This is a genomic window from Nonomuraea sp. NPDC001684, assembly GCF_053596515.1.
The window spans coordinates 1-11,411 of sequence record NZ_JBSFGJ010000302.1 but is presented as its reverse complement, the minus strand read 5'-3'; the positions used below and the strand labels follow the sequence as shown (position 1 = coordinate 11,411).

The window sequence follows — 11,411 nt, the reverse complement described above, 5'->3', positions numbered from 1 at the left end:
GTCGTCCTGACGCCTCCCAGAGTGGCCGCCGGGACGATAGCGACGAACTGCGGGAACCCTAACGTCCGGTTAAGACGCCGAACGGCCCCCGCACCCCCGGCGGACCTACTCGTAACGGGCGCGGCGGGCGATCTTCTCGAACCCGAGACCGCCGAAAAGCCCGGCCGAGGCCGGGTTGTTGACGTTGACGTCGAGGAAGACCTGGCCGGCGCCGCCCTCGCGCATACGGCCGAGCGCCGCGACGGCGAGCGCCCGCGCCAGCCCGCGCCGCCGCCACGCGGGCACGGCCCCGACCTGGATCAGGAACTCCTCCGCGCACGTCACGAAGCCGACGGCGACGTCGCCCTCGAACGCCACCAGCGAGCACCCCGGCAGGAACTCGTCATCGACCAGCCACTTCACCCACTGCTCCCGCGTCCACCCGGGAAAGCCCGGACGGTCCGCGAAGGACGCGGAGTACGCCTGGTGGAAGGCCCCTTCGGTGAGTGGGGACCACTCCTCGACCGTCACCCGCGCCGGCATCGGGACGTCCGGCAGCGGCCGGGTCAGGTCGCGCCGGAAGACGTCCTCGGCGAACGCCTGGCGGAAGCCGCGCGCCAGGAAGAGCTCGTGCGCCTGCGGGGTCAGCGACTCTGTCTCCAGCCGCACCTTCCCGGGCTCGGCGGCCAGCCGGTCGAGCAGGCCGGACCCCAGCCCCCGTCCGCGATGGTCGGGGTCGACCAGGCCGGCCGCCGCCGACGTCTCGCCCACCGGCCGCACGGCCCCGCAGGCCACCAGCCGCCCCTCCGTGAACGCGCCCACCGCGGTGCCCGTGACGTACCGGCGTTCCAGGAAGGAGGGCGACGCGGTGGCCGGGAGCCCGCCGTCGCGCGCCGCGCACCTGCCGGCCAGCTCGGCGATCGCCGGCAGGTCCGTGGCGGACAGCGCGGCCCATTCGATGGTCACCGTGGCCTCCTTCGCGTGCGGATGATCAAGTATGTCACCCACGCGGGGCCGCGCCGGACGAGAGCCGGTCAGCCGCTTCGGGGGACGCAGTCGAGGACGACGTTGCCGAGCGGCGTGTGACGCACCCCGGCCACGTCGAGCCCGGCCGCGTCGGCCAGCGTGGTGTAGTCGGCGACGGTGCGCTCGCGGCCGCCGCTGATCACGAGCATGCGCAGGTCCATCTCGGCGAACATGGCCGGGTCGTCGCCGGCGCCGCCCCGGGACTCGATCACGACGACCCGTCCGTGCGACCCGGCCGCGTCGGCGCAGCGCCGCAGGACGCGCTCGGCGTCGGCGTCGTCCCAGTCGTGGATCACGCGCCTGAGCACGTAGACGTCGCCGCCCGGGGGCAGCGGCTCGAAGAAGCTCTGGCCGGCGAACGCGCACCGCCCGTCCAGCCCGAGCCCGGTCAGGTACCGCCGGCCCCGCTCCAGCGTGTCCGGCAGGTCGACGAGCGTGGCCCGCAGCCCCGGGTGGGCGCTCAGCATCTCGGCGATCAGTGCGCCGGTGCCGCCGCCGACGTCGACCACATGCCGTACGCCGGACCAGTCGTACCCCTCGGCCGCGTCGGTGAGGTCGTCGGCGCCGGCGGCCATCAGGGCGTCGAACGACTCGCCGACCTGCTGATGGGCGGCGAGATGGTGCCAGATCGGGGCGCCGTGGACGCTCTCCCACGCGGGCCGCCCGGTGCGGACGGTGTGCAGCAGGCCGGTGAACGCGACGTCCATCTGCCCGCCGAAGCCGTCGAGGTCGAGCCGGTCGCGCATCATGGAGGGGTGGCCGGCGGCCAGCAGCGCGGCGGGCTCGTTGACCGCGAACACGCCGGGCTCCCGTTCGGCGTAGACGCCGTGGCAGGAGAGGTGGCGCAGCAGCCGGCCCAGGGCGTCGGCGTCGGCGCCCGAACGGCGGGCCAGCTCCTCGACGGGCAGCTCGTCGGCGCCCATCAGATCGGTCAGGCGCAGGGTGGCCGCGACGCGCACGGCCATCGGGGTGACCATGTCCGTGACGGGGGCCAGCACCTCCCACGCCGCCTGCCACGCCGTCGGGTGGACGGTCTCGTCGCCGGTGCCTGTCACGGCCGCAACCCCCTTCTCCCCGAAGGATCAAGGCTCGCCCGCAACCTACCACGCGATCCCGACCCCGTCCGGTCCCGCGCGAAAGGCCCAGCAGGTCCCGCGCGAACCTCCAGCCGGTCCCATGCGGAAACCCCAACCGGTCCCGCGCGCAAACCCGGCGCGGGGCGGCCTCCGGGGGTGCGTCAGCCCAGGAGCCTGGAGAACAGGGCCCCGAGACCGAGGCCGCTCAGGAGCGACCTCGGCCGGTCCTGCTCGGTGGTCGCCGCCGACAGGGGCACGTCGGCAGCGGGGCAGGCCGCCGAGGGCCGGCCGGTCAGGACGTCCAGCGTCCTTCTGACGCCGAGCGCGTCGAGCAGCGACACCCGGGACGACGAGCTCGTGACCGACATGCCGTCGTCGTCGGCGCGGATGGTCGCGGTGCCGTCGGTGACGCACGTCTCGGGCCGGTTGACCAGCGCTTCGAGCACCGCCGTGGCTCCCGCGGCGTCCAGCAGGGACGCCGGCTCCGCCTCGGCCGACGAGCCGGCGTCCGGCAGCCCGGTCTCCGCCCAGCCGGTGCCCGACGCCCCGATGTCCGACGTGCCGGTGGCCGACGTATCAATGTCCGACGCGCCGGTGGCCGACGTGTCAGTGTCCGGCGTGTCGGCGGCCGGGGAGGTGGTGGCCGGGGCGCAGTCCAGGGCGGCGGCGACGAGCGGTTCCAGGATCCGCCGGGCCAGGGTGTCGCCGTCCGCCGCGGCCGGCCGGGCCTCATCTGTGCCGCCGTCCGGCCTGCTCAGCCCGTTCTCCCGCTCGACGTCGAGCAGGAAGGCGTCGAGCACGCCGGGGAACTCGGCGGCCTCGGCGAACGACGCGTCCGCCGACCGCGGGAGCGCCCCGGGCCGGTCCGCCGGGCGGACGAGCCCCTGCAGGAACGCCCGCACGGCCGAGGTGTCGAGCAGCGCGCCCGCCGCGACCGAGGGCCCGCCGGTGATCTCCAGCCGGGCGGCGACGCACGGAGCGGCGGCCCTGCTTTCGTCTTCGGCCGCCGCCGGGCCCGCCGCCGTCAGCAGCCCCGTTGCGGCCAGGCCGAGGACGGCGATCGTTCTCTTGCACATGGGTGTCTCCCTGCGACGTTACGTGATCATCCGCAGCGATCATTACCCATTGCAGTGGATCAACTACTCTATGAATGTTTCTAGCCCTCTTTACCCGCCGAAACCGGGTCACCGCGCATGCTCTACCGTCTGCTGAGCGAGCGACGTCGAGCGGAAGGACCCCCATGAGCCCCCTGAACGGCACCGGCCCGAGCGCCGAGGAGCTGACCGAGCGGGTGCACGCCCTGCTCGCCTCCCCCAGGCCCTGGTCGGTCACCCAGATCGGCGACCCGGTGCTGCGCCGGATCGCCGAGCCGTACGACGGCCAGCTCTCCGACGCCCTCCTGCGCGAGCTGCTCGACGCGATGTTCCGGCACCTGCCGGGCGTGGGCGTGGGCCTGGCCGCGCCGCAGGTCGGCATCCCGCTGGCGCTGGCGGTCATCGAGGACCCGGCCGAACTGCCGCCCGATCTGGCCGCCGAGCGCGAACGCGTTCCGCAGCCGCCTCTGGAGCTGGTCAACCCCGTCGTGACGCCCCTCGGCCCCGGCTTCCGGGCGTTCTACGAGGGGTGTCTCAGCGTGGAGGGGCTGACCGCCGTCGTGCCCAGGCACGCGCGGGTGCGGCTGTCGGCCCTCGACGGGGACGGCCGCCCGTACGAGAAGGAGCTGTCCGGCTGGCCGGCCCGCATCGCGCAGCACGAGACCGACCACCTGAACGGCGTGATCTACCTGGACCGCGCCGACCTCCGCTCGTTGTCGACCACCGCCAACCACGAACGGCTCCTGGCCCCCGCCCCTGACGCCGCCGGTCACACGCTGCGGATCACCGAGACCACGATCCCCAGCACCACGGCCCGGTCGCCGTCGATGACGTCGTAGCGGGGGTTGCGCGGTTCGAGCAGGACGTGGCCGTCGCGCCGCCGGTAGACCTTCACGGTGGCCTCGCCGTCGATCATGGCGGCGACGATCTGCCCCGAGTGCGCCTCGGGCTGCTGCCGCACCACCACGATGTCGCCGTCGCAGATGGCCGCCTCGACCATCGAGTCGCCGCGCACCCGCAGGCCGAACACGGTGCCGCGGCCGGTGAGGTCGCGGGGCAGGGTCAGGGTGTCGTCGAGGTGCTCGTCGGCGAGGATGGGCGCGCCCGCGGCGATGTCGCCGACCACGGGGACGCTCACCAGCTCGGCGGGCGGCTCGGCCGACGGCGGCCGCAGGAACAGGCGCACGTCGATCGGGCGGGTCATCGTCGCGCCGCGGCTGAGGAAGCCCTGCTCCTCCAGGCTCCTCAGGTGTTTCGAGACCGACGAGGGCGAGCGCAGCCCGACCGCCTGGGCCAGCTCGCGGGTGCTCGGCGGGTATCCGTGTCTGACCACCCAGTCGCGGATCGTGGCCAGGATCCGCTGCTGTCGTTGCGGCAGGGCCGAGACGTTCAGGTGCTCGAACGTGTCATGGTCGTCGTAGGTGGTCACAGAGGAATGCTAGAGGCCGGCCGGCCGGAGCGGTGGCGGCCGCCGGCGGAACGGGCGATCCCGGCCGCGAGGGCGCAGGCCGCCGTGCCCGCCAGGACGAACAGCCCGGTGTCGCCGGCCAGGTACTCGGCCACCACCACGGGCCGGTCGGTGACGACGGCATGCTCCAGCAGCAGGGCGAACGTCGCGTTGTGCGCGAAGTGGGCCAGCACGGCCGGCCACACGCTGCCGGACATGACCCGCAGGTACCCGAAGAGGAACGAGAACGCGATCACCGACCCGCCGAACAGCGGCAGCACGACGGCCCGCGCCCCCTCGGCGTGGTAGTACGGCGTGAACAGGATGTACGGCAGATGCCAGGCGATCCACACCACCCCGGCGACGAGCATGGACGTGCGCTCCCCCAGCCAGGCGAGCCGGGGCTGCAGGTAGCCCCGCCAGCCGATCTCCTCGGCGAAGGCCAGGATCGGCCCGGTGACGAGCACGGCCGCCACCGACTGCGCCCAGTCGCCCCGCGGCGCGGTGAACCGTCCGAACCCCAGGACGACCGCGCCCGCCGTGGCCAGCAGGCACACCCCGGCGGTGGCGGCGACGGCGGCCGGCCAGGCGCGCAGCCCGGCCCGGCCCAGGCCGAGGCGGCGCAGCCCGTCCCTGGAGAACCCCTCCCGGGTGACGACGAACAGCAGCACCAGCACGGTGAGCAGCGGCGACAGGGCCAGGACGAGCCCCTCCGCGACGCGCGCGGTGCCCGCCGAGACGGCGAGCACGAGGACGATGTAGACGATCGACGTGACGCGGTCGTCGAGCTGTCGGAACACGGGCGGACCTTCCTCCGGGGGCGGGCCCCGCCAAGTGTTCAGGAGCCTGCTCCCGCCGCCCATCGGCCGAAGATCCGAATCGCCGCCCCGCCTCTGCCACCCGGGGACTACGACCACCGGCTGAGGGCCGGTAATCGCGTTGCGCCCGCGCCGGGGCGCGTGTCAGGGTCGTGGCTTTCCTGACAACGGCAACGGCGCTGGTGGTGCGGTATGAGGTATGCGGGGCTCGCGCTCGCGTTCGGGTCCTCGTCGTGTTTCGCGTTCTCGGGGCCGATGGCCAAGTACCTCGTCGCGGCCGGGCTGACGCCGATCGAGGCCGTGTGGGCGCGCATGGCGGCGGCCGGGCTCCTGCTGCTGGGCGTGCTGGCCGTGGTCCGGCCCGCGGCGTTGCGCATCCCGCGGGCCAGGTGGCCGTTCTTCGCGCTGTACGCGGTCGTGGCGGTGGCCGGGGTGCAGTCGCTGTACTTCGCGGCGGTCACCCGTCTGCCCGTGGGGGTCGCCCTGCTGCTGGTCTACATGGCCCCGGTCATGGTGGCGGCCTGGGTGCGGCTGGTCCGGAAGGTCCGGCTGCCCCGGGCGGCCTACGCCGGGGCGCTCGTCGCCCTGGCCGGCCTCGGGATCGTCGCCGAGGTCTGGCACGACCTGCGGCTGGACGCGCTGGGCCTGGCCCTCGGCCTGCTGGCCGCGGCCTGCTCCGCCGGATACTTCCTGATGAACGACAGCTTCGGGGACGACGTCGACCCGCTCGGGCTGGTCGCCTGGGGCATGGCGGGCGCGGCCGTGGCGCTGGTCCCGTTCGCCCGTCCGTGGGCGCTGCGGTGGGAGGCGTTCACGGCGTCCGCCACTCCCGCGCCCGGCGCCCTGACGCTGCCCGTGCCGATGGCCTTCGCGTGGATGGTGGTGGTCGCCAGCGTGGTGGCCTACATCCTCGGGGTGAACGCGGTGCGGCGGTTGTCGGCCGCCGTGGGCGCCACGGTGGCGTCGCTGGAGGTCATCGGCGGCGCGCTGGCGGCCTGGGGGGTGCTCGGCGAGGGCCTGGGCGGGCCGCAGATCGCGGGCGGCGTGATCGTGCTGTCCGGCGCGCTCCTCGCCCAGACCGCGACCCGCCGCACCCGACCATCCCGAGCGACGGGGCTGGACGGCGACAAAGAGGTGACCTCGGGAGCAATGAAGTGCTGACACTACTGTAAGTAGTTAATTCACCACAGCGGGTATTTACAAGGGGAAGCAACGACTGTCCCATCCCCGTCCCGAGGAAGGAGGTGGAGCTTTGCGTGTCCTGATCCAGCTCCGCCCCGCCCGTGAAACCGTCGAAGCCGTCCTCGACCCCGGCGTGACCGCCACGGTCGCCGACGTGGCAGGAGAGCTGCCGGGAATCGTCCTGGACCGGGCGTTCGCCCCGGTGGCCCTGCCGCGCGCGCTGCCCGCCCCGCCCTCGGGCGGCCTGCTGTCGTCGCTCAACCGGCCGCTGGGCTTCTCCCTGTCGGCCGAGCACGCCAGCGTGCTCGTGCGCGGCGAGCTCTCCGACGACGACGTGCCGTCCAGGTTGGCGTTGTTGTCGTCGTCCGTACGCGAGGTCGTCGGCGTGTTCGCCGATCCGTCCATCCATCCGAACCTGACCTGCGCCGACACCGGCCCGGTCGGCGACTGGCACGACGTCGAACGGCTGCTGCACGCCTCCGACCTGCGCGCGGCCGGCTACGACGGCCACGGCGTCAACCTGGCGGTGGTGGACGGCGGCGTCAACGCCGACCACGTGAGCACCAAGCTCGGCCGCCAGGTCACCCTCGACGCCGGGCACAGCTGGGCACCGCCCGGCGTCACGCCCACGCCGGGGCGCTACCCGGTGGAGCACGGCAGCCTGTGCGCCTTCAACACCCAGCTCGCCGCCCCGCGCTCGACGCTGCTCGACATCGCCGTCCTGCAGAGCAGGAAGGGCACGGTCGAGGGCATGCTGTCCGACGCCGTGGCCGCCTACACCCACCTGCGCGGGCTCCTGGAGGCCATGCCGGCCGAGTCCCGCTCGCTGGTCGTCAGCAACAGCTGGGGCCTGTACAACCCGGAGCAGGACTTCCCGCCCGGCCACCCCGGCAACTACTCCGACAACCCGATGCACCCGTTCAACGTCATGATCTCCAGCCTGGAGCACGCCGGGGCCGACATCGTGTTCGCGGCGGGCAACTGCGGGCGCGACTGCCCGGCGGCGAGCTGCGGGTTCACCGACATCGTGGGCGGCAACGGCCACCCGAAGGTGGTCACGGTGGCCGGGGTCGACACCCACGGGGAGCGCGTCGGCTACTCCTCGCAGGGGCCGGCCCGGCTGGGCGACCACAAGCCCGACCTGGCCGCCTACACCCACTACGCCGGCTCCGAGGCCAGCGGCCCCGGCACGCCCGACACCGGCACCTCGACCTCCTGCCCCGTGGTGGCCGGCGTCATCGCCGCCCTGCGCACCCGCCACCCGTCCACCAAGTTGTCGCCCGCGCAGCTTCGCACGCTGCTCAACCGCACCGCCGAGGACCGCAGCACGGTCGGCTTCGACCACGACTACGGGTACGGCATCGTCAACCCCGCAGGCGTCCTGGCCGCGCTCCGCTCGCACCGCACCCGGGCCGCCTGAACCGCGACGGCGCCGCGCACCCGTGGGTACGCGGCGCCGCCGTCCGCCGGGGAGGGCCGGTGGACGAAGGGTCAGCCGTGGTTCCAGACCGAGGAGATCCGGTCGTTCCACCCGCTGGGGACGAGGTTCGGGATGTCGGAGAAGGGCGGCACGATGAGCGAGCTGCCGCCGAAGTTGATGTGCTCGTAGTAGCGGACCGTGCAGTTGGTGCCGCCCATGGAGCTGATGACGTCGTTCCAGTCGTGCAGGTGCAGCGGGCCGTGGTGGACGTCGGTCAGGTCGTTGTAGGCCTGGCGGGCCGGGCACCAGAACCAGTCGCCGGCGTACTCGACGTGCTCGAACATCTGCACCTCGCCCCGCGTGGCCGGACGCGGGTCGCGCAGCAGCGCCGCGGCCCACAGCGCGCCGTTGACCGCGGTGTCGTCGGTGACCGCCGTCAGGCGCTCGGGGTGGTAGAGGTAGGTCAGCGGGCGGCCGTCGAACCGGGTCAGGTCCGCCGGGTCGTGCTCGACGCCGTCCACGACCACCGCCATGGCGGGCGCGGGGTGGGTGATGGGCGCGGCGGCGAGCGCCGTCGCGGCCCCGGCCCGGGCCAGCGCCCTGGCGGGGTCCGCCGGCACGGGCTTGGCCGAGCGCGGCGCCCTGACCGCCTTCGCGACGAGCTGCTCCAGCGTGGTGATGTCGTGGTCGCGCAGGAGGGCCAGCACGTCGGCCTCCTCCAGGCCCCCGACGTGGTCGGAGAAGTCCAGGAAGCGCTCGACCTGGCGGCGGGCGGGGGTTGAGATCTGGGTCACGGGTGCCTCCCCTTGGTAGTGCTGCGTACTCCCTCATGGTCGGGCGGGGCGGCGGCGCGGGCAGCCCCCCAGTGTTGGGGATGGCGGTCAGGCGGTGAAGGCGGCCATGAGCTCGTCCCGGCCGCTCGCGCCGGTCTTGCGGAAGATCGCTTTGAGGTGGTCGTGCACGGTGTGCCCGGACAGGTCGAGCAGCCGGGCGATCTGCTTCGGCGCGGCTCCGGCGCACAGCAGGTCGAGGACGCCGCGTTCGCGCGGGGTGAGGGCGTACCAGTCGCAGAACGAGGGCAGCAGCAGGCCGCCGGTCGCCGCCTGGATCACCACGGCCACCTCGCCCGTGCCGTCCTCGTCCAGGGCCTGACCCTCGACGGCGAGCCAGCGGCCGTACCGGGCCGCCGGGGCGCAGATGATCGGCCGGCCGGCGTCGGTGCCGCGCGCGTGCTCGGCGGCGTCGGCGGCCAGGGCGGTGACGAGCGTGTCGGCCAGCCAGGCGTGCGCGCCGTGCCGGTCGGGGCGGCGCAGCCGGTCGAGCCACGCGTGGGCCTGCGGCGTCACGGCGCGGACGCCGCGGTCGGGGCCGACGACGATCACCCCGGCGGGCAGGGCGGGCGCGGTGGGGGCGAGCGGGGCGGCGGTGACGTACCTGCGCAGCGCGGTCATCAGGGCCGGGGCGAGCAGCGTCGCCCTGCGCCGGTCGTCCTCGGTGAACGGCACGGCGTCGCAGGCGCGGACCAGCCCGAGCAGGCCCCACACGCCGCCGCGCCCGTCACGCAGCAGCAGCCGCAGCTCGCAGGAGGCGCCGCAGGCCGCGAACGCCCGCCGCGCTCCCTCCTCGGCGCCGGCCACCGCGACCGGCACCCGCAGCCGGGCCAGCGACGCGGGCCGGCACGGGTCGCCGTGGGCGCGGCGGTGGGCGAGCAGGGAGACGGCCAGCTCGCGTTCGTAGCGGTGCCAGAAGCTGAACGAGCCCTGCCCGAGCCCGGTCGCCGGGCTGGTGCCGACCAGCCTCAGCGCGTCGTGCGGCAGCAGCGGGGCGATGGCGGCGGACACGGCGGCGCCGACGTGCTCGGCCGCGACGCCCCGGTCCATCAGGGTGCGCACCTCGTGGACCACCCGGTCCTGGCATGAGCTCACGCGGCCAGGTCAGCACGCCGCGGCCCCGCCCGGCAAGCACAGGGTAGTCATTCGGCTACGTCAAGTCACATCCAGCCGCCGCAGCTCGTCCTCGGTCAGCTTCAGGACCGTCGCCTCCGCCGACGCCCGCACCGACTCCGGCCGGGTGGCGCCCGGAATGGGGACGACGTGCTCGGAGTGGGCCAGGTGCCAGGCCAGGCAGACCTGCTGCGGGGTGCGGCCGCGTTCCTCGGCCACCTCGTGGAAGGGGGTGCGGGGCGGGGCGGCGCCGGGGCCGTCCAGGGCGCTGCGGGCGATGCCGCCGAGGGGGCTCCACGGCAGGAAGGCGATGCCGAGGCGGTCGCACAGCCGCAGCTCCGGCAGGCTGTCGCGGTGTTGAGGGCTGTAGCGGTTCTGCACGGAGACCAGGGAGTCGCCGAGGACGGCCCTGGCCTCGTGGATCTGCTCGCAGGTCACGTTGGAGACGCCGGCCCCGCGGATGAGGCCCGCGTCGAGCAGGTCGCGCAGCGCGCCCACCGACTCCGCCCACGGGACGTCCGGGTCGGGCTTGTGCAGCTGGTAGAGGCCGATCGCCTCGACGCGCAGGCGGCGCAGGGAGCCCTCGCAGGCGGCCCTGAGGCGGTCGGGACGGCCGTCGACCGTCCAGGAGCCGTCGCCGGGACGGCCGCGCCCGCCCTTCGTGGCGACCAGCACGCCGGAGGCGTCGCCGGACCAGGTGGCCAGGGCCTCGGCGACGAGCTCCTCGTTGTGGCCGCGCTCGCCGGCGTGCCAGTGGTAGGAGTCGGCCGTGTCGATCAGGGTGAGGCCGGCGTCGAGGGCGGCGTGCACGGTGGCGATCGCGCGGACGCGGTCCGGACGGCCCTCGATGGACAGCGGCATGGCGCCCAGGCCGACGGCGCCGACCTCGGCGGTTCCGACGCGGCGGGTGATCATGGTCGGTCAGCCTTCCGGGAGGAGGTCGGCGACGGCTCGCGGCAGCCAGGCCGCGACGTCGGTGAACGTGAAGCCGAGCGCGGCGGCCCGGCCGGCGTCGATGGCGTAGGAGCGGTCGAAGGAGAACGGCGAGGCGGGCTCGCCGCCGGTCACCACGCGGTGGACGGGCGCCGGCGAGCCGGTCGCGGCGGCGACGGCCGCGCACAGGCCGGTGACGGTCAGCGTGTCGCGCGAGGCGGCGTTGAGCGCGCCGGTGGCATCGGTGCCCGTCGCCGTCCAGTGCAGGAACGCGGCGATCTCCGCGTGGTGGACGAACGAGGTGGGGGCCGGGTCGCGGTGCACGGCGACCGGCAGCCCGGCGCGTACGCGGTCCACGTAGTGGCGCAGCCGTCCGGTGAAGTCGGCGTCCCCGCCGCCGAGCACGTGGGCGCTGCGCACGGCGAGGAACGGGAAGGCCGGGTCCCGGGCGAACACGGCCTCGGCCTGGCGTTTGCCCTCCGCGTACGCGGCC

At 74.6% G+C, this 11,411-nt stretch carries 11 protein-coding genes and 1 pseudogene; 3 read left to right on the top strand and 9 right to left on the bottom strand.

From position 1 onward, the window contains the following. Positions 1-105 precede the first annotated feature (105 nt). The 3 genes from ACWCSD_RS36505 to ACWCSD_RS36495 form a co-directional block, all read right to left on the bottom strand. Positions 106-945, bottom strand: a complete 840-nt coding sequence (locus ACWCSD_RS36505) for a GNAT family N-acetyltransferase (RefSeq protein ID WP_449921841.1) — start codon at positions 943-945, stop codon at positions 106-108. 68 nt (positions 946-1,013) lie between these two features. Continuing rightward, positions 1,014-2,060 carry a methyltransferase gene (locus tag ACWCSD_RS36500; protein ID WP_397164044.1) on the bottom strand — a complete coding sequence of 349 codons (1,047 nt, stop codon included), beginning with the start codon at positions 2,058-2,060 and terminating at the stop codon, positions 1,014-1,016. 182 nt (positions 2,061-2,242) lie between these two features. Beyond that, a complete protein-coding gene (locus tag ACWCSD_RS36495) occupies positions 2,243-3,157 on the bottom strand; it encodes a hypothetical protein (protein WP_449921839.1) in 915 nt (304 codons plus the stop codon). A 164-nt stretch (positions 3,158-3,321) separates the two neighbouring features. On the opposite strand from ACWCSD_RS36495, the gene ACWCSD_RS36490 reads away from it, so the two are divergent. Next, the gene (locus ACWCSD_RS36490; protein ID WP_449921837.1) at positions 3,322-4,014 is read left to right on the top strand and encodes a peptide deformylase; all 693 of its coding nucleotides are present in this window, start codon (positions 3,322-3,324) and stop codon (positions 4,012-4,014) included. Here ACWCSD_RS36490 and lexA read toward each other — a convergent pair. Then, the gene (lexA, locus tag ACWCSD_RS36485) at positions 3,945-4,604 is read right to left on the bottom strand and encodes a transcriptional repressor LexA (protein WP_397164039.1); all 660 of its coding nucleotides are present in this window, start codon (positions 4,602-4,604) and stop codon (positions 3,945-3,947) included. The two genes, ACWCSD_RS36490 and lexA, sit on opposite strands and share 70 nt — an antisense overlap. Next, the gene (locus ACWCSD_RS36480) at positions 4,601-5,422 is read right to left on the bottom strand and encodes a CPBP family intramembrane glutamic endopeptidase (RefSeq protein ID WP_449921834.1); all 822 of its coding nucleotides are present in this window, start codon (positions 5,420-5,422) and stop codon (positions 4,601-4,603) included. The genes lexA and ACWCSD_RS36480 overlap by 4 nt, the downstream gene beginning before the upstream one ends. 210 nt (positions 5,423-5,632) lie before the next feature. Here ACWCSD_RS36480 and ACWCSD_RS36475 point away from each other — a divergent pair, with 210 nt between their 5' ends. Beyond that, positions 5,633-6,601 (top strand): EamA family transporter, encoded by a 969-nt coding sequence (locus ACWCSD_RS36475; RefSeq protein WP_397164036.1) that lies wholly within the window; start codon positions 5,633-5,635, stop codon positions 6,599-6,601. Between the two features lie 91 nt (positions 6,602-6,692). Further along, positions 6,693-8,042, top strand: coding sequence for a S8 family peptidase (locus ACWCSD_RS36470; RefSeq protein WP_449921832.1), 1,350 nt, complete (start codon positions 6,693-6,695; stop codon positions 8,040-8,042). A 71-nt stretch (positions 8,043-8,113) separates the two neighbouring features. Here the strand turns inward: ACWCSD_RS36470 and ACWCSD_RS36465 are convergent, their stop codons facing one another. The 4 genes and pseudogenes from ACWCSD_RS36465 to ACWCSD_RS36450 form a co-directional block, all read right to left on the bottom strand. After that, complete coding sequence (locus ACWCSD_RS36465) at positions 8,114-8,836, bottom strand: hypothetical protein (RefSeq protein ID WP_397164033.1); 723 nt, start codon at positions 8,834-8,836, stop codon at positions 8,114-8,116. An 87-nt stretch (positions 8,837-8,923) separates the two neighbouring features. After that, positions 8,924-9,967, bottom strand: coding sequence for a response regulator transcription factor (locus ACWCSD_RS36460; RefSeq protein ID WP_397164032.1), 1,044 nt, complete (start codon positions 9,965-9,967; stop codon positions 8,924-8,926). Between the two features lie 60 nt (positions 9,968-10,027). Next, on the bottom strand, positions 10,028-10,900 hold the full coding sequence (locus ACWCSD_RS36455) for an aldo/keto reductase (RefSeq protein WP_449921829.1): 873 nt from the start codon (positions 10,898-10,900) through the stop codon (positions 10,028-10,030). A gap of 6 nt (positions 10,901-10,906) precedes the next feature. After that, positions 10,907-11,411, bottom strand: a pseudogene (locus tag ACWCSD_RS36450) (reductase); the annotation flags it as partial.